The organism is Pseudoxanthomonas sp. JBR18, from assembly GCF_028198165.1.
GTDB lineage: Bacteria > Pseudomonadota > Gammaproteobacteria > Xanthomonadales > Xanthomonadaceae > Pseudoxanthomonas_A.
This window is the reverse complement of sequence record NZ_CP116339.1, coordinates 2,478,001-2,501,428: the sequence shown is the minus strand read 5'-3', so window position 1 is coordinate 2,501,428 and position 23,428 is coordinate 2,478,001. Positions and strand designations below refer to the sequence as shown.

Annotated in this window: 17 protein-coding genes and 1 CRISPR repeat array; of the genes, 8 read left to right on the top strand and 9 right to left on the bottom strand. The window is 68.2% G+C overall.

Annotated features, from left to right (window positions below; translation table 11 throughout):
• Positions 1 to 2: 2 nt before the first annotated feature.
• Positions 3 to 1,037, top strand: coding sequence for a type I-C CRISPR-associated endonuclease Cas1c (gene cas1c / locus PJ250_RS11195; RefSeq protein WP_271644631.1), 1,035 nt, complete (start codon positions 3 to 5; stop codon positions 1,035 to 1,037).
• Positions 1,038 to 1,053: 16 nt separating this feature from the next.
• A complete protein-coding gene (cas2, locus tag PJ250_RS11190; protein WP_271644630.1) occupies positions 1,054 to 1,344 on the top strand; it encodes a CRISPR-associated endonuclease Cas2 in 291 nt (96 codons plus the stop codon).
• Positions 1,345 to 1,533: 189 nt separating this feature from the next.
• Positions 1,534 to 4,430: a CRISPR direct-repeat array (repeat unit 31 nt; unit sequence GTCGCGCCCTCACAGGCGCGTGGATTGAAAC).
• A 109-nt stretch (positions 4,431 to 4,539) separates the two neighbouring features.
• Here cas2 and PJ250_RS11185 read toward each other — a convergent pair.
• Together PJ250_RS11185 and PJ250_RS11180 are read right to left on the bottom strand one after the other, a co-directional pair.
• Complete coding sequence (locus PJ250_RS11185) at positions 4,540 to 5,745, bottom strand: MFS transporter (RefSeq protein WP_271644629.1); 1,206 nt, start codon at positions 5,743 to 5,745, stop codon at positions 4,540 to 4,542.
• Positions 5,742 to 6,023, bottom strand: coding sequence for a hypothetical protein (locus PJ250_RS11180; protein WP_271644628.1), 282 nt, complete (start codon positions 6,021 to 6,023; stop codon positions 5,742 to 5,744). The genes PJ250_RS11185 and PJ250_RS11180 overlap by 4 nt, the downstream gene beginning before the upstream one ends.
• Positions 6,024 to 6,136: 113 nt before the next feature.
• Between PJ250_RS11180 and PJ250_RS11175 the strand changes: the two genes are divergently transcribed.
• Positions 6,137 to 6,376 carry a DUF1653 domain-containing protein gene (locus PJ250_RS11175; RefSeq protein WP_271644627.1) on the top strand — a complete coding sequence of 80 codons (240 nt, stop codon included), beginning with the start codon at positions 6,137 to 6,139 and terminating at the stop codon, positions 6,374 to 6,376.
• Positions 6,373 to 6,864: a GNAT family N-acetyltransferase gene (locus PJ250_RS11170; RefSeq protein WP_271644625.1), complete on the top strand. Its 492-nt coding sequence runs from the start codon at positions 6,373 to 6,375 to the stop codon at positions 6,862 to 6,864. The genes PJ250_RS11175 and PJ250_RS11170 overlap by 4 nt, the downstream gene beginning before the upstream one ends.
• A 7-nt stretch (positions 6,865 to 6,871) precedes the next feature.
• Here PJ250_RS11170 and PJ250_RS11165 read toward each other — a convergent pair whose 3' ends face one another.
• Complete coding sequence (locus PJ250_RS11165) at positions 6,872 to 7,333, bottom strand: hypothetical protein (protein WP_271644623.1); 462 nt, start codon at positions 7,331 to 7,333, stop codon at positions 6,872 to 6,874.
• A gap of 146 nt (positions 7,334 to 7,479) precedes the next feature.
• Here PJ250_RS11165 and PJ250_RS11160 point away from each other — a divergent pair, with 146 nt between their 5' ends.
• Positions 7,480 to 8,310, top strand: a complete 831-nt coding sequence (locus tag PJ250_RS11160; RefSeq protein ID WP_271644622.1) for a hypothetical protein — start codon at positions 7,480 to 7,482, stop codon at positions 8,308 to 8,310.
• A gap of 15 nt (positions 8,311 to 8,325) precedes the next feature.
• Here the strand turns inward: PJ250_RS11160 and PJ250_RS11155 are convergent, their stop codons facing one another.
• From PJ250_RS11155 to PJ250_RS11130, 6 genes are all read right to left on the bottom strand, one after another.
• The gene (locus PJ250_RS11155) at positions 8,326 to 9,270 is read right to left on the bottom strand and encodes a diguanylate cyclase domain-containing protein (protein ID WP_271644620.1); all 945 of its coding nucleotides are present in this window, start codon (positions 9,268 to 9,270) and stop codon (positions 8,326 to 8,328) included.
• The gene (locus PJ250_RS11150; RefSeq protein WP_271644619.1) at positions 9,267 to 13,721 is read right to left on the bottom strand and encodes a CHASE domain-containing hybrid sensor histidine kinase/response regulator; all 4,455 of its coding nucleotides are present in this window, start codon (positions 13,719 to 13,721) and stop codon (positions 9,267 to 9,269) included. The genes PJ250_RS11155 and PJ250_RS11150 overlap by 4 nt, the downstream gene beginning before the upstream one ends.
• A gap of 143 nt (positions 13,722 to 13,864) precedes the next feature.
• On the bottom strand, positions 13,865 to 15,280 hold the full coding sequence (locus PJ250_RS11145; protein ID WP_271644618.1) for a sugar porter family MFS transporter: 1,416 nt from the start codon (positions 15,278 to 15,280) through the stop codon (positions 13,865 to 13,867).
• Between the two features lie 385 nt (positions 15,281 to 15,665).
• A complete protein-coding gene (locus PJ250_RS11140; RefSeq protein ID WP_271644617.1) occupies positions 15,666 to 16,412 on the bottom strand; it encodes a sulfite exporter TauE/SafE family protein in 747 nt (248 codons plus the stop codon).
• Between the two features lie 12 nt (positions 16,413 to 16,424).
• A complete protein-coding gene (gene glmS / locus PJ250_RS11135; protein WP_271644616.1) occupies positions 16,425 to 18,257 on the bottom strand; it encodes a glutamine--fructose-6-phosphate transaminase (isomerizing) in 1,833 nt (610 codons plus the stop codon).
• Between the two features lie 170 nt (positions 18,258 to 18,427).
• On the bottom strand, positions 18,428 to 19,345 hold the full coding sequence (locus PJ250_RS11130; RefSeq protein ID WP_271644615.1) for an IS110 family RNA-guided transposase: 918 nt from the start codon (positions 19,343 to 19,345) through the stop codon (positions 18,428 to 18,430).
• 590 nt (positions 19,346 to 19,935) lie between these two features.
• On the opposite strand from PJ250_RS11130, the gene PJ250_RS11125 reads away from it, so the two are divergent.
• The 3 genes from PJ250_RS11125 (at position 19,936) to PJ250_RS11115 (ending at position 23,422) form a co-directional block, all read left to right on the top strand.
• Positions 19,936 to 21,225, top strand: coding sequence for an efflux RND transporter periplasmic adaptor subunit (locus tag PJ250_RS11125; protein ID WP_271644614.1), 1,290 nt, complete (start codon positions 19,936 to 19,938; stop codon positions 21,223 to 21,225).
• A 126-nt stretch (positions 21,226 to 21,351) separates the two neighbouring features.
• Positions 21,352 to 22,068, top strand: a complete 717-nt coding sequence (locus PJ250_RS11120) for an ABC transporter ATP-binding protein (protein ID WP_271644613.1) — start codon at positions 21,352 to 21,354, stop codon at positions 22,066 to 22,068.
• A 31-nt stretch (positions 22,069 to 22,099) separates the two neighbouring features.
• Entirely contained in the window at positions 22,100 to 23,422 is a 1,323-nt protein-coding gene (locus PJ250_RS11115) for an ABC transporter permease (protein ID WP_271644611.1), read from the top strand.
• Positions 23,423 to 23,428 lie beyond the last annotated feature (6 nt).

Sequence of the window (23,428 nt, the reverse complement as noted above, 5' to 3'; positions counted from 1 at the left end):
CCATGCGCCGCCAACTCAACACCCTCTACGCCACCACCGACGGCGCATGGCTGCGCAAGGACGGCGCCAACGTGGTGATGGAAGTGGAGCGGCAGGAGCGCGCCCGCCTGCCCGTGCACATGCTGGAGAGCCTGGTCTGCATCGGCCGTGTCGCCGTCTCCCCGCAGTTGCTGGGCTTCTGCGCCGAACAGGGCATCAGCATCTGCTACCTGACCCCGCAGGGCCGCTTCCTGGCGCGAGTCGAAGGACCGGTCTCCGGCAACGTGCTGCTGCGCCGCGCACAGTACCGCCGCAGCGACGACCCGGCCGGCTGCGCCGCCATCGTCCGCCACCTGTTGGCCGGCAAGATTCATAACCAGCGGGCGGTCCTGGCGCGCGGCTGGCGCGACCACGGCGAGCGCCTGAGCGACGCCGCCGCGTTCCAGCACGCACTGAAGCGGCTCAAGCGCATTCCGCAACGCATCCTTGCCGAAACCGACGTGGACGTTCTGCGCGGACTGGAAGGCGAAGCGGCGCAAGCCTACTTCGGCGTGTTCGGCCAACTGGTACGCGCCGACCCGCCGCTGCTACGTTTCGGCGGGCGCAACCGGCGGCCGCCGCGCGACGCATTCAATGCCTTGCTCTCGTTCCTCTACACCCTGCTCACCCACGATTGCCGCTCGGCCCTGGAAACCGTGGGCCTGGACCCGGCGGTGGGCTTCCTGCACCGGGACCGCCCAGGACGTCCCAGCCTGGCACTGGACCTCGCCGAAGAGTTCCGCCCGCTCCTGGGCGAACGCCTGGCGCTGTCGCTGATCAATCGCCGGCAGTTGAACGTGCGCGATTTCCAGGTGTTCGACAACGGCGCGGTCCTGCTGAAGGACGACGCCCGCAAGACTGTCCTGATCGCCTACCAGGAGCGCAAGCGCGAGCAACTGCATCACGCGTTCCTCGACGAAAAGGTCGACATCGGCCTGCTGCCCTTCGTCCAGGCACAACTGCTGGCGCGGCACCTGCGCGGCGACCTGGACGGCTATCCCGCCTTCTTCTGGAAATGAAAGGACGCTCACCGCCATGATGGTCTTGGTCAGCTACGATGTCAGCACCAGCTCGCCCGGTGGCGAAAAGCGACTGCGCAAGGTGGCCAAGGCTTGCCGAGATCTTGGGCAACGCGTGCAGTACTCGGTCTTCGAGGTTGAAGTCGAGCCGGCCCAATGGGTACAACTGCGCCAGCGTCTATGTGAACTGATCGATCCAGAGCTGGACAGCCTGCGCTTTTATCATCTAGGCGCGAAGTGGCAAGGCCGCATCGAGCATATCGGCGCCAAGCCCGCGACCGACCTGAAAGGCCCCCTGATCTTCTGAGGCCGACCACGCAACGCGAACCCCAAGCTACGGGCAAAAGCCCGGGAGGTTCGCGCACCTCCAAGCGGTTGAATCAGAAAGCATCTCATGCTGAGAAACCGCGCAAGCCTCTCTTACCAAAGCGCAGGTCGCCTGGTTCGCGAAACGGCCCCACTTTTCCCTTGCCCGTCCAACGCTTATCGTGGCGCAGTCGCGCCCTCACAGGCGCGTGGATTGAAACTACAAGCTGTCCTTCATGCTTCATGGCCCCACCGGGTCGCGCCCTCACAGGCGCGTGGATTGAAACCAGCCCGGGCTGGTGATCGCGATAGCCGGCACCGGTCGCGCCCTCACAGGCGCGTGGATTGAAACTTCCTTATCGGCATGCCCCCGCACGGTGACGGAAGTCGCGCCCTCACAGGCGCGTGGATTGAAACTTGAGCTCCACGGTGATGGCGCTGTCCGCCGTGGTCGCGCCCTCACAGGCGCGTGGATTGAAACTTGCACACGCCGTCGACCTTGGTTTCCCCTGGCTGTCGCGCCCTCACAGGCGCGTGGATTGAAACTCGCACTCGCCACGCGCGTTCGTATGCTGACCGCGTCGCGCCCTCACAGGCGCGTGGATTGAAACGTTTGAGTGGCGCGTCTGTGTGTGCCTGGGAGAGGTCGCGCCCTCACAGGCGCGTGGATTGAAACGGTGAGGAGGGCTCGCCTGACGTTGCTTTCGCGACGTCGCGCCCTCACAGGCGCGTGGATTGAAACGGCTACACCCGCCTGCGTCCATCGTCCTTTGCCGGTCGCGCCCTCACAGGCGCGTGGATTGAAACCGGCCATGTCCGGCGAGATGCCCTCGATCGAGTGTCGCGCCCTCACAGGCGCGTGGATTGAAACTCGGTCACCTGCAGGTCGGTGCCCTCCGCCGGCGGTCGCGCCCTCACAGGCGCGTGGATTGAAACAGGTACTGCTGCTTCATGGTGGGATCCTCGATGTGTCGCGCCCTCACAGGCGCGTGGATTGAAACACGCGCAGACCAACGCGCCAGTTGTAAAACCGACGTCGCGCCCTCACAGGCGCGTGGATTGAAACTCCTCGAGGATGTTGTACAGCTGGACGGTCTCGGGTCGCGCCCTCACAGGCGCGTGGATTGAAACCTGGCCAGGCGCCTGTTCTCGGCCACCACGATGGTCGCGCCCTCACAGGCGCGTGGATTGAAACTTTGCCAGCCTGTGCCGTCGCCGCGCAGGCCTGGGTCGCGCCCTCACAGGCGCGTGGATTGAAACTGCAGCTTGGCGAGGTGGTAGTAGATTTCCAGCAGTCGCGCCCTCACAGGCGCGTGGATTGAAACCAGGACTTAACCGCATCGGCCTGAGATCCATATTGTCGCGCCCTCACAGGCGCGTGGATTGAAACTGCGCGTCGATGCTGTTCTTGATGACCAGCGCCAGTCGCGCCCTCACAGGCGCGTGGATTGAAACTTGAGCGCGGCCTGCTCGGTCGCGTAGCGGACGCGTCGCGCCCTCACAGGCGCGTGGATTGAAACTCACCTGGCGTATAGCCGGCGCCTTGCACAAGCGGGTCGCGCCCTCACAGGCGCGTGGATTGAAACTCGGTGACGATGCCGCTGTAGGACAGCAGGCGCGGTCGCGCCCTCACAGGCGCGTGGATTGAAACTTGATGACCAGCGCCAGGCCGGTGGCGGCCAGCGTGGTCGCGCCCTCACAGGCGCGTGGATTGAAACCGATGCTCATCGATCCCCCAAGGCCGCGATCAGGGTCGCGCCCTCACAGGCGCGTGGATTGAAACTCGATCCTGCTCATGCTGCTCTCCGATCTGGGCCAGTCGCGCCCTCACAGGCGCGTGGATTGAAACCTCGAACCTGTGCCCGCAGTGCACACACAGGTAGGTCGCGCCCTCACAGGCGCGTGGATTGAAACGTTGCATCTGGATTTGACCAGGGGCGAGACACGGCGTCGCGCCCTCACAGGCGCGTGGATTGAAACGTGCGGCTCGATAAGCACATCGAACTTTGCGGGGGTCGCGCCCTCACAGGCGCGTGGATTGAAACCGTGGAACATCTGGTGCCGCTGCGTGCTCACTGACCGTCGCGCCCTCACAGGCGCGTGGATTGAAACTATGCTGCAGCCAACGCGTTGCAATCGGCGACCGCGTCGCGCCCTCACAGGCGCGTGGATTGAAACTTTGGCCCGGGCTGCTTGCTGGGCTTCAATGACCGGTCGCGCCCTCACAGGCGCGTGGATTGAAACTTGACGTTGTTGGCCTGGCGACGCAGGAAGGAACGCGTCGCGCCCTCACAGGCGCGTGGATTGAAACCGTGTATGGCGTTGCGACCTCAACGATGCGCTGCACGTCGCGCCCTCACAGGCGCGTGGATTGAAACACCCTTCCGCCTCCTCTTGATCTCCCGCCGCAACAGTCGCGCCCTCACAGGCGCGTGGATTGAAACTTGTACTTGGACAGCTCATCGAGCGCGAACATCGAGTCGCGCCCTCACAGGCGCGTGGATTGAAACTGCAGCACCGAATGCGCGACAAAGGAGCGATATCGTCGCGCCCTCACAGGCGCGTGGATTGAAACTGCTGGTCTGGGCGTACACCAAGCGCGCTGCGAAGGTCGCGCCCTCACAGGCGCGTGGATTGAAACCCCAACGACCCTAACGAGTCGAAAGACTCTGACGGGTCGCGCCCTCACAGGCGCGTGGATTGAAACCACTCGGCTTGTCGGGGTTGAGATAGCGCTGAAGCGTCGCGCCCTCACAGGCGCGTGGATTGAAACGTGGAACAGGCCCGAGCGCGCACCGGCCAGCCCAGCGTCGCGCCCTCACAGGCGCGTGGATTGAAACACGTTGCTGGATGCCTTGATCTCCAGCCTAAGCTCGTCGCGCCCTCACAGGCGCGTGGATTGAAACCAGAAATGCGTATTGACCCAGCCAGGCATGCCCGTCGCGCCCTCACAGGCGCGTGGATTGAAACTCCCAGCCTGCCGGCGTGCCGGATGGGTGGTTGCGTCGCGCCCTCACGGGCGCGTGGATTGAAACTTGAATTCGGCCTGCACCTCGGCGGAGTAGCACGTCGCGCGTGGATTGAAACAACATAAACGTGCTGCCCTACGTCCTGCCAGACAATCCGTCGCTATTGAGATGTGGAAAGATACAAGTGATCCATACCGGAGCTTCAGCCGCAACGAAGACCATACACATCAAGCAGGCTCCCGCCGCAGCGCGCCCAGGCCGGCCATCGCCCAGATGCCCAGCAGCGGGCCCGGGGCCAGCACCAGCACGGTCCAGCGCCAGCTCCCAGCGGCGCTCGCCAGCCACGGCAGCAGCCACAGAGTGGCGGCGGTCAGCACGTAGCCCAGGCCGACCTGCAGGGTCAGGGCGGTGCCGACGAAGCGCGGGTCGGCGTTCTGCGAGACCAGCGCGGAGAACTGCGCCGAATCGGCGATCACGCTGATCCCCCACACCAGCGCCACCGCGATGAACAGCCACGCCGGTCCGGCGAAGGCCAGCGGCGCGGCCACGCAACAGGCCGCCGAGATCGCCATGGCCGCTGCCGCCGTGCGTGCACTGCCCCAGCGTGCGGACAGCCGCCCGGCCAGCACACAGCCCAGCGCGCCGGAGGCGATCACCGCGAAGGCCACCGCGGCGGTGTTGAAGCCGGCCAGTGCCGGCGCCTGCCGTGCGTAGGTGGCGAACCAGCCCCACATCGCATACAGCTCCCACATGTGGCCGAAATAGCCGGCCATTGCCAGCAGCACGCCTCGATTGCCCACCGCGCGTAAGGCGTCGCCCGCGTGGAACGGCGTACGCGGGAACGGATACGGCCCCTCGCGGACCAGCCCGGCCAGGATCAGCGCGCCGGCCAGCGCCGCCACGCTGGTGGCCACGATCACCGCGCGCCACTGCGCCCCGCCACTGGCGTGGACCAAGTGCGGCAAGGCCGAACCGATGGTGATGGCGCCGATCAGCACGCCCAGCGCCAGCCCGCGCCCCTGCGCGAACCAGGTCGCCACCAGCTTCATCGACGGCGGATAGACCCCGGCCAGGCACACCCCGGTCGCCACCCGCAGCAGCAGCCACTGCGCCGGCGTGTGCGCCAGCAGCAGCGCGCCATTGCAGGCGGCCACGCCCAGCGCCGCCACGCCCACCACCGCCCGCAGCCGATAGCGGTCGGCGATGCCCAGCACGCTGGCGCCGACCGCACCGACCACGAAGCCCAGCTGCACCGCGATGGTCAGCCACGCCGCCATGCCATCGCCGAAGCCATATAGCGCGCGCAGCTGTGGCAGCACGGCCGTGGCCGAGAACCAGGGGCTCATCGACAACACCAGGGCGAGGGCCAGCAGCGCCAGCGCGCGCCAGCGGCCCGCGTCGGCGGCAGGCAGGTCGATCGCGGGGCTGCTCATCGGCCGGCGAGCAGGATGGCGTCGGTGCTGGCCTCGCCCTGCCGATAGGCCTCGCCGTGCGGGTTGGCGGTGCGGATCGGCGTGTTCGCGGGCACGGTCAGCCCACCAAAGCGCGAGGCCCTGGCGACCGCGCCCTCGTCGTGCAGCGGGTGGCGATTCCCAGTGGCGCGGGTCAGGTCGCCCACAGCCTGTATCGAGACCGTGCGGCGGTACTGGGCGCGGACGCCTGGTGCGGACATGCCGGCGCGCGTGCCGGCCCAGCCATCGGGCGTTGCCATCGGATGCTCCGCTTGGAATCAGCGCCATTGTCGGCCGGCGCATGTGCGCGCCACCACTCAACGATGGGCTAAGCCAGCCGTATCCTGTCCACCCTCCCGCAGACGAGCGCTTCATGTCCGACTTGGCCGCCCTGCCCGACACACCGCCCGGCCTTTACGTCCACTACAAGGGCGGTCGCTATGAGGTCATTGGTTGCGTGCGCCACAGCGAGACGCTCGAACCGCTGGTGCTGTACCGCGCCTTGTATGGCGAAGGCGGCCTGTGGGTGCGACCCCACGCCATGTTCTTTTCCACCGTGGAACTGGACGGCCGCGCAGTGCCGCGCTTCTGCCGCGAGGATGCCACCCCGTGAGCAGCGCCAGCGCGATCGCGCTGCGCCAGGCGGTCTTCCCGCAGGACACCGCCATCGCGCAGGCATTGCTCAGCGAATACGCCGCCTCGCTGGCGGTGGATCTGGCCTTTCAGGATTTCGACGCCGAGCTGGCCGACCTCGGCCGGCAGTACGGCCCGCCGCGCGGGGCGCTGTTCCTGGCCGAAGGTGACGGACAGGCCCTGGGTTGCGTCGGCCTGCGCGGCACCGATGCGCCCGGCATCGCCGAACTCAAGCGCCTGTACGTCCGCCCAGACGGACGCGGCCACGCGCTGGGCCGGCGCCTGTCGCAGGCCGCGATCGAGGCCGCCCGGACGCTGGGCTACTGCGCCGTGCGCCTGGATACCCTGCCGGACATGCGGGCCGCCCAGGCGCTGTACGCAGGCTTGGGGTTCGTGGAGATCGCGCCATACCGGCACAACCCGGTGCCCGGCACGCGCTACCTGGAGCTCCTCCTGCCCACGGCCTGATCGGCGATCAGGCCCACTGCAGATCCGGCGGCGCGGGACGCATCGCGCGCAAGGTGCCGACCAGGCCCAGGTAGCCCGCGGCCAACTGCGCGAACAGGTCGGCCGTGGCGCTGCGTCCACTGTCGGCCACCTCGGCGTAGGCCCCGCGCCCCAGGTCGATGAAGTAATCCGCGCTGACCCGCCTGCGCCGGGCCAGGCCAGGGAACAGCCCGGCGATCAGCAGGCAGCGGTCGCCCACGTCGCGCAGCGCATCGGCGCGCTGCTGGCCGATCTGCTGCTGGGCATGGAGCCACTCCAAAGCCTGGGTGCGCGCCAGCAGGCCGTGCTCGCGCTGATAGCGCAGCAGCACGAACACCAGGTACGCCTCCTGTGCCTCGGCCAGCGCCTGCCCATGGCGATCGGCCGCCTCGCGCACCAGTGCCTGCCACAGCTCCAGCGCGGCCCCCTGCCGCAGCTTCGCCTCTGTCATCGCGCATCCTCCGTTGGCCCCGTGCTCCGACGCTAGCGCGACGACCCGGCCGCGTGTTGGCAGCCCATCGCGCACAGTGCCAGCGCGGCATGATCGAACCGGATCGGCACGTTAGAATCGGGGGCTGTCTTCCCCCGCGCCCTTTCATGCAGCGACGTCCCATCCCGCTCCTGCTGGCCGCGCTGGCGATCAGCGCCTGCACCGGACAGCCCGCCCCTTCCGACCGTCTTGCCGAAGCGCCGGCTTCCGGCCCACCCGCGGAGATGGCCGTGCCCGCCGGACAGGCGGCCATGGACGTCCAGAATCTGCCGGTGCCCGATGGCGACACGGTGCGCTACTTCGTCCGCAACGCCGAAGACGGACAGGCGCGCACGCTGACGGACTTCTGGTTCGGCTTCCCGTTCGAGCTGGAAGGCAAGCACTACTACACCGGGTTTGCCTGGGACCTGTCCGACGAGGGTCCGGCGGGCGCGGGGCTGGGCCTGAGCCAGGCCACCTTCGTGGCAAACCCGGGCGACACGCGCGACCCCTGGAAGCTCCTGAGCGCCTGGCGCGTGGGCACCGTGCCCGATGTGCTGGCACCCAGCGAACTGGATGGCACGCGCGAACTGAAGAGCTTCCAGACGCCTTCCGGCGACCTGCTGCTGGCCGTGCCCACCGTGTACTCGCGCGGCGAGCGGCGGTTGCGCGACTTCGACCTGATCCTGTTCGATCCGCACCTGGCCCACGCACGCAACCGACAGGCCTGGCGCTACGTGGGCAGCCTGCATGCCGGCCAGGAAGGCAATCCGGACTGCCCCGCCAGGCGCGCCCATCCAGACTGCGATGACATCACCGGTCAGCTGAGTTTCGCCATGGAACGCGGCCAGGACCTGCCACTGCTGCAGGTGGCGCTCACCGGCCCGGCGGCGACCAGCAAGACCACGCAATTCCGCTATGACGGGCAGGCGGGCCAGTACCAGCGCGCCACGCCCTGAACGGCCTGGCGGTGGCTAGGACGCGGCGACCGCACGGTCGCGCCCGTCGGCCTTGGCCCGGTACAGCGCGCGATCGGCACGTTCCAGCAAGGCCTCCGGCGATTGCACGGTGTCGGGGCTGCATTCGGAGAAGCCGGCGCTGAGGGTGACGATGCCGGCGTCCACGCCCTCGTGGCGATGCTGCAGCGCACGGACCCGCTGGACCACCTGCTGGGCCACATGCTCTGCGCCGACGAGCCCGGTATCGGGCAGCAGGAAGACGAACTCCTCGCCGCCGTAGCGCGCGGCCAGATCGTGCGAGCGGCGCAGGGTCTGACCGATCACCGCGGCGACCGCGCGCAGGCATTCGTCGCCGGCCAAGTGCCCATAGGTGTCGTTGAAGTGCTTGAAGTGGTCCACGTCCATCATCACCACCGACAGCGGCTGGCCCGAACGACGACAGCGCCGCAGTTCCTCGCCCAGGCGATCATCGAAACGCTTGCGGTTGCACAGCCCGGTGAGCCCATCGAGCCAGGCCAGCTCGCGCAGCTGGTCGGCCTGTTGTTTGAGCAACAGATGCACGCGCACGCGGTTGAGCAGGGTCTGAGCATGAAAGGGCTTGGTGATGAAGTCCACGCACCCGGCGTCCCAGCACTTGGCTTCGTCTTCCAGTGCACTGAGCGCAGTGACGAAGATCACCGGGATATCGGCCGTGGCCGGGTCGGCGGCCAGCCGGCGGCAGACTTCCAGCCCGCCCATGCCCGGCATCATCGCGTCCAGCAGGACCAGGTCCGGCACGTTATCGCGGCACTGCGCCAGGGCCTGTTCACCACTGGTGGCCATGAACAGTTCGTGGTTGCCGCCTGACAGCATCCGGTGCATGGCATGGATGTTGATCGCCTGGTCGTCGACGATCAGGATCCGCGCCGGCAGTGGCTGCAGGGTGGCCGCGCGCGGGCCGGGGTGGGTTTCATCGATCACGTCGCACGTCTCTTGAGCTCCTCGAGCAGTTCGGTCACGGCCTCGGCGGCCTCCTGGAATTCCATGCGCGCCAACGCCTGGTCGATGCGCGCGTGCTGCTCGGGGTCGTACCGCCGCAGGCTGGGGCCGATTTTCGCGAAATCGCTCAAGGCATCCAGCCGCGATTGTCGCAACTCGCGCAGCAGGGCCTCCAGGGCGGGCACGTCCAGCGCCGCCGCCACCGCCTCGGGCGTACCGCGACTGGCCGGCGCCAGCTCGGCCAGCGCCGCCTGGGCTTGGGCCAGCATCGGCACGGTCTGGTCCCGCAGTGCCTGCAGATCCACGTGCCTGCGCCAATCCTCGCCGTCCAGGGCGACTTCCATTTCCATGGCGCGCGCCATCTGCGACAACCGCATGGCGCCAAAGGTGGCGGTCACCCCCTTGAGCGTATGCAGCTGCAATGCGGCCGCATCGCGGTCGTTGTCTCTTACGGCGACTTCCAGGTCGGCCAGCACCAGCTGCAGGTTGCCTTCCAGCCCGCCGAGCGTGGAGGAAAACGCCTGCCGGTCGCCACCGAAGCGCGCCAGCGCCCGCTGCCAGTCCAGCGTCGGGGCGTCCTGCCCCGCGTCGATCGAAGCCGCAAGCACGGACTCGGGCACGATGGGCGACTCGGCGACGGCCGGCACCTCGTCCAGCGTGCCGACACCGAGCTGTGCGCGGATCGTGGCGACAAGAAGATCCAGATCGAATGGCTTGCTAACATACGCGTTCATCCCAGCCGCAAAGCAGGCTTCACGAGCCGAGGCCAGGACATTGGCGGTCATGGCGACGATCGGCAAGGCCTGCAGCCCCAGTTCGCCCCGGATGCGGCGAGCGGTCTCGTAGCCATCCAGGTCGGGCATCTGGATGTCGGTGATGACCAGGTCGAACCCGTCGCGATCGGCACGCAGCATTTCCAGCGCCTGCAGTCCCCCGCTGGCCATGTGCACCGCGGCGCCCTCGGCCTCCAGCAGGGCACGGGCGACCTGTTGATTGGCCAGGTTGTCCTCGACCACCAGCAGGCGCAGCCCGGCCAGACGCAAGCCGTGTGCGGACAGCGTCGCGGCACCGTCCTGGCGGCCATGCACACGCGCGGCATGGGTGTCGGCCAGGGCGTCGACCAGCAGCGAGGTGGTCACCGGCTTGACCACGAACCCATCCATCGTGCCCTCGTCCTGGGCCGTGCGCGCGGCCAGGGCCTCGCGGCCATGCGCGGTCACCATGACGATCAGCGGCGCGGACGCCGGCGCGTCCCCCATCAACGCCCGGATCCGTTGCGCGGTCTGCCAACCGTCCAGGCCCGGCATGCGCCAGTCCAGGAAGATCGCCTCGAACGGCCTCCCGGCCGCCAGCGCCTGCTCGACCAGCACCAGCGCTTGCTCGCCGCTGGCCGCGGCCTGGACCTCCCAGCCCAGCGTGCGGGTCATGCCGCAGACCGCCTCGCGTACCGCAGCGTTGTCGTCCACCACCAGGGCCTTGATGTGCGCGAGTGCCTCGGGCAGATGGCGGATGGTGTGCGCACCGCTCGATCCAGCCTGTAGCTCGATCTGGAAGTGGAAACAGCTGCCCCGGCCCAGCTCGCTCTCCACCTCCAGCTGGCCCCCCATCATCGCCACCAGGCGCCGGCTGATCGCCAGGCCCAGGCCGGTGCCACCAAAGCGGCGGTTGGTCGAAGCCTCGGCCTGGGTGAACCCCTCGAAGATCTTGTCCAACTGCGCCGGGGCGATGCCGATCCCGGTATCGCGTACTTCAAAGCGCACCGTCGTGGCGCCCAGGCCGGCCTCCACCGCCACCGCGCGCACCAGGACCTCGCCAACCTGGGTGAACTTGACCGCGTTGCCCGCCAGGTTGACCAGCACCTGCTGCAAACGCACCGAGTCGCCGAGCAGGCCGCGCGGGATGCGCTCATCCACGTCGAACACCAGGTCCACGTCCTTGTCGCCCACCGTCCCGGCCACCGCGGCGGCCAGGTCGTTGAACAGGCCCTCGATGGCGAACTCGTGCAGCTCCAGCTCCTGGTGGCCGGATTCGATCTTGGAGAAGTCCAGGATGTCATTGATGATCGCCAGCAGCGCGCGCGCGCCCGTTTCAGCCTTGCCCAGGTAGTCGCGCTGGCGAGCGTCCAGGTCGGTGCGCTGGATCAGCTGCAGCATGCCCAGCACCGAGTTCATCGGGGTGCGGATCTCATGGCTCATGTTGGCCAGGAAGTCCCCCTTGGCGCGGCTGGCCGCCTCGGCCGCCTTGGCCGCTTCGCGCAGCGCGGTCTCCACCTCGCGCTGGCTGGAGATGTCCTCCAGGATCGACCAGGCGAACACACGCCCCTCCATGTGCATGGCCACCCCGTTGAGCCGCACCGGCACCGCGCGCCCGTCCTTGCGCAGGTAGGTCGTCTCGAACGGCCCATAGCGCCCGACGCCCTGGAGTTGCTCGCGCACCGTGGCCTCGCGCTGCAGCTCGGCGCCTTCGGGACGGGTGAGCTGGCGATAGTCCATGCCGGTCAGCTCGTCCTGCGTATACCCGGTGATCGCGCGGAAGGCCTCGTTGAACTCAACGAAGCAACCGTCCTGATCGGTCAGCACGATGCCCAGGGGGGACAGTTCGAACAGCCCGCGCAGCTTGGTCTCGTTGACCTGCAGGGCCTGCTGGCTGCGACGCAGCTCGCGCAGGTCCGCGGCGATGCCCAGATAGCCCAGGCCGCGCCCGTCGTCGGTGCGCAGCTCGGTGATGGTCAGCAGCACCGGGATGCGCTCACCGTCGGCAGCCAGGTAGTCGCACTCGCGCACCACGACCGGCGCCTGGTCGGGTGCGGCCGTCAGCAACGCGCCAAAGCCCATTTTCTGTCCATCGCAGAACAGGAAACTGGCCGAGTCGCGCCTGTCCACCACCGATGCCTCGGCCATGCCCAGCATCCGCGCCGCGGCCGGGTTGAACAGGGTCACCCGGTCCTGGGAATCGGTGGCGATGATGGCAAAGCCCGCATTGGACAGGGTCGCCTGCTGTAGCGCCGAGGTTTCCTGCAGCGCACGGGTGCGCTCGGCGACCTGCCGTTCCAGGCCGGCGTTGAGCCGCAGCACCTCGCGCCGCGAGCGCACCCGCTCGGCCACATCGCGCAGCGTGGTGGCAATGCCCTCGACCCGGCTGCCTTCGCGTATTGGCGCTGCGGTCACCTCCACATCCAGCACGGTGCCATCACGATGGCGGCGCTGGGTCTCCTGCGGCTCGACCTGCTGCCCCGCCGCGACGCTGCGCAGGATCGCCGCGTCCTGGCCCGCCGCGGCCGGCGGCACGATCAGATCGGCCAGGACCGCGCCCATCGCCTCCTGCGCCGGGTAGCCGAACATGCGTTCGGCCGCGCGGTTCCATTCGATCACCCGTCCCCCCGAGGTGGTGGCGATGATCGCGTCCTGCACGCTGTCCACGATGGCCGCCGTGCGCGCCTGCTGCTGCTGGCTGCGGCGCTTGCGCGCACTCAGCGACATCAGCAGGTACACCGCCAGCGCCAGCAGCAGCGAGAACAGGGCGCCGGTCGCACCGATCTGACCTGGGCTGACCAAGCCCAGGCTCTCCACGAACGCGGGACTGGCCATCAGATCTACCCGCCAGACACGGCCGAAGATCCTCACCTCGCGGGTGCGGTGCAGTCCGCCCTCCGAGCCACCAGCCAGAGAAGATTGGAAGATATCCTGCACGTGCTCCGGATCGGTGACATCCTGCAGGGTGAAGCCGTAAGCCGAATGCGCCTGCTCGAAGTCGGCCAGGATCTCGTCGGTCACCAGCGGCGCATACACCCAACCCAGGGTGTGCTCCATCCCGGTCGCGCCCGCCGGCGCATCGCCGGCGTAGACCGGCAGCAGCAGCAACATCGAGCGGTTCTGCTGGCCGGTTGCCTGGACCAGGGTGATCGGCCCGGTGAGGGTCGGCCGGCCGCTGGCGGCGGACGCCAGCGCGGCCTGCCGCCGGTTCTTCTCTGAACCGATGTCCAACCCGACCGCCGCCCGGTTGCGATCGACCGGCTCGATGTACTTGATGATGAAGCGCTCGCCTTCGTAGCGGGAGAGATAGCGAATGCCGAAGTCCGGGAACCCGTCGGCGCGCGCGGCCGCCACAAAGGCCTCCTCACTCCCGCGAGGCACCCGCGCGATATAGCCGAAACCGCGCGCGCCGGGGAACTCGCGGTCGATTTCGCGCGATCGCGCGTAGCGCAAAAACCCCGCCCGGGTTTCCTGATGGTCGCCGGCGCTGATGACCGCGCCGCGGGCACCGCGCAAGCCGTACTCATACAGGCCAAACCGAGCCTTGAGGTCGGTGGCGGCGCTGTCGGCCAGCGCATCCAGTCGTGTGCTGATCTGCCGCTGATTGGAGCGAAGTTGGTGGGTCGCCAGCGCTGCACTGAGTAGCAGGCCAATCACCAGGACCACGACAGCGCCTGCCATAGGCGGCTTCAAGATTCGCATCGGCTCCCCTGGTGCACCCTGGACGCAATCGAGTATAGCCAGCCCCGGGAAGCCGCCAATGCCTGAGCGGGCCTGGCCGCGCCAGAATCATCCAAAGCGTGACGGCGGCCCGCAGCGCCGGCTCAGCCCTCCATCTGCTCCAGCTCGCGCCCGTTGGTCTCGTGCACGTAGCGCAGCACGAAGAACACCGACACCAGCGCCGCGGCGGCGTAACAGCCATAGGCGGCCGCCAGGCCGACCCCGGCCAGCATGATCGGGAAGGTCATGGTCACCGCGAAGTTGGCCGCCCACTGGAACAGGCCGGCCACCGCCAGGCCCGAGCCACGGATCTGGTTGGGGAACATCTCGCCCAGCATCACCCACATGACCGGTCCCCACGAGGCGTTGAAGAACACCACGTAGGCGTTGGCGGCCACCAGCGCGAACACCCCCATGCCATCGGACAACTGCAGGCGACCGTTGGCGTCCAGATGCCCGCTTGCGAAAGCGAAGGCCACCGCCGCCAGGGTCAGCGCCATGCCGGCCGAGCCGATCCACAGCAGCGGCTTGCGCCCGACCCGATCAATCAACACCACCGTGACCAGGCAGGCGCCGATGCTGAGCGCACCGGAGAGCACGTTGATCAGCAGCGCGTCGTTCTCGGAAAAGCCCACCGCCTGCCACAGCACCGCGCCGTAGTAGAACACCACGTTGATGCCGACCAGTTGCTGGAACACCGCCAGGCCGATGCCGATCCACACGATCGGCCGCACCTTGCCGGTGGTCTTGCTGATCAGGTCCGACAAGCGCGGGCGATGCGCCTCGCCGGCGCGGCTGGCGTCGATCTCACGCACCTTGGCCTCGGCCTGACGCGCGCCATAGAGCCGGGCAAGCACCGCCTGGGCGCGCTGCAACTGACCCTTGACCACCAGATAGCGCGGGCTTTCCGGAATGAACAGCAGCGCGACCAGAAACAGGCCCGCCGGCAGGATCTCCACCCAGAACATCCAGCGCCAGGCCTCGAAGCCATTCCACAACGGCTGGGTGGACGCGCCGGCCACGCGCGCCAGCAGGTAGTTGCTGAGGAAGGCGGCGAACAGCCCGCTGATGATGGCGATCTGCTGCACCGTGGCCAGCCGCCCGCGATAGCGCGCCGAGGCCACCTCGCTGATATAGGCCGGCGACATCACGCTGGCCGCACCGACCGCCAGGCCGCCGATGATGCGATAGATCACGAACTCCAGCGAGCCGGTGGCCACGCCCGAGCCCCAGGCCGAGATGATGAAGCACACCGCCGCCACGATCAGCACGACCCGCCGGCCGTAATGATCGGCCAGTCGCCCGGCGAAGAACGCACCCACCGCACAGCCCAGCAGCATCGAGGCCACGTTGAAACCGGTGCCCATGCTGTCGGAGTTGAAGGCCGCGCGCAGGCCGTCGACGGTGCCGTTGATCACCCCGCTGTCGAATCCGAACAGGAATCCGCCCAGCGTGGCCACGCAGCTGATCAAGATGATGAAGCCGGTGTTTTCTTCTTGGCGCGATGCGGCGTCGTTCATGACACTCCTCGGGAATGGGTCAGCGCGTCGCCCGCGCCCGCGCCGGACGCACGCGACGCCGGACAACGAACCGTGGACGGCCCTGAAGAAACGTCGCCTGCCGTGCCCCTCCCAGATCCACGGCGGCGACCGGCGGCGATCATAGACAGGCGGCGCGAAGAAGGAACGCTGCGGCGCCGCACAATGGACTGCAAGTGGTGTGCGCGGCGCCGATCAGCGCCGTTGCGGTCGGCGCTTGGAGAAGACTCCGGCGGAGCGAGCTCGTCCTACGCACATCTGAGACCTGCACGCGCCACGGCAGCCCACGCTTCACCGTCGAGCGGACCGGGGTCCGCCGGGCTTTCCGCACAGACGGACGGGAACGGGCAGCGGAGCGGGCTCCGCGCTACACGAGCGCGCGCACCGCCATGAAGCCACCGACCAGGACCAGCGACACGAAGAACCAGAAGCGGAATCGCGCCGGATCCATGCGCTGGCGGGTGCGCTGGCCCAGGGCCACGCCCGCCAGGGCGGGCAGCACCGCCAAGCACGACTGCCAGGCCACGCCACCCGGGTAATGTCCACGGACCGCCAGCGCGGCCCCGAGCGTGGCGCTGCACACCAGGAAGGACAGGCCCATGGCCTGGATCAGGGCGTCGCGGCCCAGCCCCAGCGCCGTCAGATAAGGCACCAGCGGCACGCTGAAGACCCCGGTCGCGCCGCACAGCACCCCGGTGCACGCCCCCACCACCGGCGCGGCCCAGCGCGCTGCGCGCTGCGGCAGCGACAACGGCGGCAACCACAGGCCGACCACGCCATAGGCGGCAAGCGCCAGACCCAGCGCAAACCCCGGCCAGGGCGAGCCGCGCGCGGTCAGCAGGCCGATCCCGGCGCAGGTGCCGGCCACGATCCCGACCAGCATCCAGGCCAACCGGCGCACCAGCGCGCCCAGCGCCGGGCCAGAGAACGCCTGCCAGACATTGGTCAATACCAGCGGGACGACCATCAGCGTGGCCGCCTGCACGGGCGACATCATCAATCCCAGCGCGGCCATGCCCACCGCTGGCAGACCCATGCCGGCGACGCCTTTCACCCAGCCCGCCAGCACCAGGACGGCGCACACCAACAGCAGGCTCAATGGATCGTGCGGCACGCGCTGCGACGCCTACTCGACCGTCACCGCCTTGGCCAGGTTGCGTGGCTTGTCCACGTCGGTGCCGCGCGCCAGCGCGGTGTGATACGCCAGCAGCTGCACCGGGATGGTGTGCACCACCGGCGACAGCACGCCGGTATGCCGCGGCGTGCGGATCACGTGCACGCCCGCCGACTCGCTGAAGTGGCTGTCCTGGTCGGCGAACACGAACAACTCGCCGCCACGGGCACGCACTTCCTGCATGTTGGACTTGACCTTCTCCAGCAGGCGGTCGTTGGGCGCGATGAACACCACCGGGATGGTGTCGTCCACCAGCGCCAGCGGACCATGCTTCAGCTCGCCCGCCGGATAGGCCTCGGCATGGATGTAGGAGATTTCCTTGAGCTTGAGCGCGCCTTCCAGCGCGATGGGATAGCTCAGGCCGCGACCGAGGAACAGCGCGTTTTCCTTGGGCGCGAAGCGTTCGGCCCAGGCGGCGATCTGCGGCTCCAGGTTGAGCGCGTGCTGCACGCTGCCGGGCAGGTGGCGCAGCTCGTCCAGGTACTGGGCCTCGGCCGCGTCATCGACCTTGCCGTGCAGCTTGCCCAGCACCACGGCCAGTTGGAACAGCGCCGCCAGCTGGGTGGTGAAGGCCTTGGTCGAGGCCACGCCGATCTCGGCGCCGGCGCGGGTGTAGCAGACCAGCTCGCTGGCGCGCGGGATGGCGCTCTCGGGCACGTTGCAGATCGACAGCGTATGCAGGTGGCCCAGCGACTTGGCGTATTTCAGCGCCTCCATTGTGTCCAGGGTTTCGCCGGACTGGGAGATGGTGACCACCAGGTGCTTCGGGTTGGCGTAGGCGGCGCGATAGCGGTACTCGCTGGCGATCTCCACATTGCACGGCAGCCCGGCGATGGCCTCGATCCAGTAACGCGCGGTCATGCCGGCGTAATAGCTGGTGCCGCAGGCCAGGATCTGCACGCCTTCGATGTCGCGCAGCACGCGTTCGGCGTGCTGGCCGAACAGTGTGGCCGGGAAGCCATTGGCATCCACGGCCGCCTCGATGGTGTCGGCGATGGCGCGCGGCTGCTCGTGGATTTCCTTCTGCATGAAGTGGCGATACGGGCCCAGCTCCAGCGAGGCCAGCGACACGTCCGAGACATGCACCTCGCGCTCGATGCGAGCATCGCCGGCATCGAACACGGCGACCGATTCACGGCTGACATCGACCGTGTCGCCTTCCTCCAGGAAGATCACCCGGCGTGTGGCCTGGATGATGGCCGAGACATCGGAGGCGACGAAGTTCTCGCCCTCGCCCAGCCCGACCAGCAAGGGGCAGCCCATGCGCGCGGCGACCAGGCGCCCGGGCTCGTCCTTGGACACCACGGCCAGCGCGTAGGCGCCAGTGAGTTCCTTCACCGCGGCCTGCAGCGCGCCCAGCAGATCCAGGCCCTGGCGCTGGTGATGGTGGATCAGGTGGGCGATGACCTCGGTATCGGTCTGCGACTCGAAGCTGTAACCCAGCGCGGCCAGCTGCTCGCGCTGGGCCTCGTGGTTTTCGATGATGCCGTTGTGGACCAGCGCCAGCGCGCCGTGGCTGATGTGCGGGTGGGCGTTGGCCTCGGTCACTCCGCCGTGGGTGGCCCAGCGGGTATGGCCGATGCCCAGGGTGGCGCTGAAGTGCTCGGCCTGCGCGGCGGCCTCCATCTCGGCCACCCGGCCGGTGCGGCGCACGCGGCGCACGTCATCGCCGGCGACCACGGCGATCCCCGCCGAATCGTAGCCGCGATACTCCAGGCGCTTGAGGCCCTCGATCAGGACAGGGACCACATCGCGATCCGCGATCGCGCCAACGATGCCGCACATGGAGCACTTCCTTCGAACGAACAGGGATAACCGCGTAAGTGTAGCCGGGCCCTCGGTGGAGGGCCCTGTAGAGCGGAGCTCGCTCCGCTGAGGCTTCCCCGTAACGCCCCTGTAGAGCGGAGCCGCTCCGCTGGGGCTTTCTCGTAATGCCCATGTAGCAACTGTCTTCCTCACTCCCCCGCCGGCAGCACGCTCCAGGCGTCGCGTGCACGCGCATTGAGGATCACCAGCATCTTGCGCATGACCGCCACGATGGCCACCTTGGCCGCTTTGCCGCGAGCACGCAGGGATTGGTAGAACTGGCGTAGACGCGGCTCGTAGCGCAAAGCCGACAGGGCCGACATGTACAGGGCCTGGCGGATGTCAGCGCGGCCACCCCAGATGCTGCGGGTGCCGCGCAGGGTGCCGCTGTCGCGTGCCAGTGGCGCCACCCCGACCAGCTTGGCAATGGCCTTGCCATCGAGCCTGCCCAGTTCAGGAAGCTCGCTGGCCAGGACCGCCAACAACACCGGCCCCACGCCCTTGAGCGTCTGGATCGCCTCCAGTTGTGGCTGCTGGCGCACCTGTTGGGCAATCTGCTGATCCAGAAAGGCCTTGCTCTTGGTGAGTTGGAGGACATTGGCCTGCAACGCACCGCGTAGCTGGCGGTCCTTGACCCAACCCAGCTGTTGTTCGGCGCTGACCAGCATCTGGACGACCTGACGACGGCTCTGCACATACTCGGCCAGCCGGCGCTGCCATGGATGCGCCGGCTGATAAAGCGGCAGATCAAGGACCTGGGCGATCTGAGCCAGCACGGCCGCATCCAACCGATCGGTCTTGGCCAGTTGTCCGGTGGCCCGGGCAAAGTCACGGACCTGGCGCGCGTTAGCCCGCACCACCGGCAGGCCTGCTGCATGCAGGGCATCGAGCACCTGCTGCTCATAGCCGCCGGTGGGCTCCAACACCACCCGGCGCACGGCCAGGGGCTTGAGCCAAGCGGCCAGTTTGCGATGACCGGCGACGGTGTTGTCGAACTGCCGCCAAGGGCCATGGTAGACGGCCACCTCCAAGGTGGCCTTGCTCACATCGATCCCGATCCCGTGCATGGCGCATCTCCGTTAGGCTGGAAGGGTCGAGCACTCCCCCGCTTGCCCAGTCTTATCCATCCGAGTGTCGGCTCGGGCAACTGTTCGGGCGGATCAAGGGAGCTTCCGGCGTGGGCACCAGGCTACAAAGCGATCGTCAGATCCAGAGCGGAGACGGTGGCCCACGCCGGCGCTCGACACCTAACCTGACAGATCCACAGCAGATAAGAGCGGAGCTCGCTCCGCTGGAGCTTCCCCGTAATGCCCATGTAGAGCGGAGCTCGCTCCGCTGAAGCTTCCCCGATGACCGGACGGAGAGCAGCGGAGCAAGCTCCGCTCTACGGCTGCGGGGGCTTTCCTGGGGATCCGGCCGAAAGGCAGCGGAGCAAGCTCGGCTCTACGGCTGCGGGGGGTTTCCTGGCGACCGGACCGCAAGGCAGCGGAGCGAGCTCCGCTCTACAGGAGTGGGCGGGCGGCGGGCTGTCCGGGCGGACGCCGGAACTGTCCGGGCGGACAGTGTCCGCAGACGGACACCTTTGTTTTTCAATCACTTGCGATTGGCACGCGATCTGCTTCAGCTCTCGTTGAACTCCGCCACGCAGCCCCCCGATATGCAGAACGACTCCCCCTTCCGCATCCGTGACACCGCCGCCCAGGACATCGTGGTCGAGACCGGGCGCGGCGCCCACTGGAAGCGCTGGGGCCTGATCGGCGGCGCCGCGCTGGTCGTGCTGGTGGCGCTGGGCTGGGTGGTCAGCGGCTGGATGTCCGGTGGACGCTCGTTCGATGCCAGCCGCGTGCGTATCGCCACCGTCACCCGCGGCGACCTGGTCCGCGACCTCGCCGCCGACGGCCGCGTCATCACCGCCAACAGCCCCACGCTCTACGCCATCGCCGGCGGCACGGTCACGCTCAAGGTGGTGGCCGGCGATGTGGTCAAGCAGGACCAGCCGCTGGCGGTGATCGACTCGCCCGAGCTGCGCAGCAAGCTGGCCCAGGAGGAATCCACCCTGGCCGGCATGCAGGCCGAAGCCAGCCGCGCCACGCTGGATGTCTCCCAGGCGCGCTCGGACGCCGGCAAGCTGGTGGACCAGGGCAAGATCGACCGCCAGGCCGCCGCACGTGACGTGGAACGCTACCAGCGCGCCTTCGATGCCGGGGCCCTGCCGCAGGTCGACCTCGCCAAGGCACAGGACACGCTGAAGAAGGCCGAGATCGAGTTGGGCCACGCCCAGCAGGATGCCGCGCTCAAGCAGCAGGCCGCGCAGCTGGAAGCACGCAACAAGCAGCTGCTGGCCCAGCGCCAGCATGCGGTGGTGGAAGAGCTGCAGCGCCAGGTCGACGCACTAACCATGCGCGCGCCCTTCGATGGCCAGGTCGGCCAGGTGCAGATCGCCCAGGGAACCAACGTGGCGATCAACGCGCCGATCCTGAGCGTGGTGGACCTGAGCGAGTTCGAGGTCGAGATCAAGGTGCCGGAGAGCTTCGCCCGCGACCTGGCCATCGGCGTGCCCGCGCAGCTGACCACCGGCAGCGGCCAACCCTATCCGGGCAAGATCTCGGCAGTTTCGCCCGAGGTCGTGTCCGGCGAGGTCACCGCGCGCGTGCGCTTCGATGGCAAGCAGCCGCCGGGCCTGCGCCAGAGCCAGCGCATGAGCGCACGCATCCTGCTCGATACCCGCAAGAACGTACTCAAGGTCGAGCGCGGTCCGTTCGTCGAGCAGTCCGGCGGGCGCTACGCCTACGTCATGGACGGCTCCAGCGCGGTGCGCCAGCCGGTGCAGTTGGGCGTGTCGAGCCTGTCGGAAACCGAAGTGCTCTCCGGCCTGAAGGAAGGCGACCGCGTGGTCGTCTCCGGGGCCGACCAGTTCGGCGACGCCGAGCGCGTGACCATCCACTGACGTGGGAGCCGCCATGGCGGCGAAGGGCTTGACCGGCAAAGCCCCGTCGCCGCCGTGGCGGCTCCCACAAACAGCCCCTGCCTCACCGTCATCCCCGCCACCCGCATCACTGACAAGGACACTCCCATGCTCGACATGCACACCGTCTCCAAGGTCTTCCGCACCGAGCAGGTGCAGACCCACGCCCTGCGCTCGCTCGACCTGCACGTGAAGGAAGGCGAATTCGTCGCCGTCACCGGTCCGTCCGGTTCGGGCAAGACCACCTTCCTCAACATCGCCGGCCTGCTGGAAACCTTCACCTCCGGCACCTACAAGCTCGATGGCGAGGATGTGTCCAACCTGTCGGACAACGCGCGCAGCAAGCTGCGCAACCAGAAGATCGGCTTCATCTTCCAGAGCTTCAACCTGATCCCCGACCTCAACCTGTTCGACAACGTCGACGTGCCGCTGCGCTATCGCGGCATGGCCGCGGCCGAGCGCAAGCAGCGCATCACCGAGTCGCTGGAGCGCGTGGGCCTGGGCTCGCGCATGAAGCACTACCCGGCCGAACTTTCCGGCGGTCAGCAGCAGCGCGCCGCCATCGCCCGCGCCCTGGCCGGCAGCCCGCGCCTGCTGCTGGCCGACGAACCGACCGGCAACCTGGACTCGCAGATGGCCCGCGGCGTGATGGAACTGCTGGAAGAGATCAACGCCGCCGGCAGCACCATCGTCATGGTGACCCACGACCCAGAGCTGGCCGCCCGCGCCCAGCGCAACGTGCACATCGTCGATGGCCAGGCCACCGACCTGGTGCGCGAAGCCGGGCTGATGTCCGCCGCCGAACGCACCTCGGCCCAGGCCTGACCGCCACCCCGGCAAGGAGGCGCCAGCGACCATGTTCGCCTACTACCTGCAACTGGCCCTGCGCGGCCTGCGCCGCAACCCGGTGCTGACCGGGTTGATGGTGCTGTCCATCGCGGTCGGCATCGGCGCGGCGATGACCACGCTGACGGTGATGCACCTGCTTTCGGGCGATCCGCTGCCGGGGCGCAGCCAGCACATCTTCTATCCGCAGGTGGATGCCTCGCCGGCAGGCGTGCAGAACACCGAACCGTTCGACATGCTCGACTACACCTCGGCGATGGACCTGTGGCGCGCCCAGCGTGCCGATCGCCAGGCGCTAGTGGTAAACAGCGAGATCAAGCTGCGCGCCGCCGATAGCGGCACCAATGCGCTGATGTCCACGATGCTGTCCACGCACGCGGACTTCTTCCCGATGTTCAATGTGCCCTTCGCGCACGGCGCCGGCTGGACCGCCGAGGACGACGACCGGCATGCACGGGTGGCGGTGATCTCCGCTGATCTCAACGACAAGCTCTTCGGCGGGGGCGACAGCGTCGGCCGCATCCTGCACGTGCGCGACGCGGATCTGCGCATAGTTGGCGTGCTGGCACCGTGGCGGCCTTCTCCGCAGTACTACTCGGTGGCCGGCGGTCGCTTCGCCCAGGGCGATACCGCCGGGTATTACGCCAAGCCGGCCGATGTGCTGGCGCCGCTCTCCACAGGACTGGACATCAACGACGGTCACTTTCAGCCCATGACTTGCTGGGAGGTGCCCTCGATCCCCGGCTATCTGAGACAGTCTCCCTGCGTCTGGCTGCAGTTGTGGGTGCAGTTAGACGACGCCGACAAGGTGGCCGCCTACCGCCGCTTCCTGGACGGTTACGTTGCCCAGCAACACACCCTGGGGCGCATCGCCCACGTCGACCGCACTCGCCTGCGCAGCCTGATGGGATGGCTGGACTTCAACCGGGTGGTGCCGCGCGACGTGCGCCTGCAGAGCTGGCTGGCGGTCGCTTTCCTGGCCATCTGCCTGTTCAACACCGTGGGCCTGCTGCTGGCCAAGTTTTTGCGTCGCGGCGGCGAGATCGGTGTGCGCCGCGCGCTGGGCGCCAGCCGTGGCGCGGTGTTCGGCCAGCTGCTTACCGAGGCGGTGGTGATCGGCCTGGCCGGTGGGGTACTGGGGCTGCTGCTGACCCTGGCTGGGCTGTGGGCGGTGCGCCTGCAGCCGGTCGAATACGCCCCCCTGATCCATCTGGACGTGGCGATGTTCGCGGCCACCTTCGCCCTGGCGCTGGTCGCCAGTCTGGGCGCCGGCCTGTTCCCGGCCATGCGCGCCAGCCGCATCGCGCCAGCCATCCAGCTCAAGAGTCTGTAGGGGTGC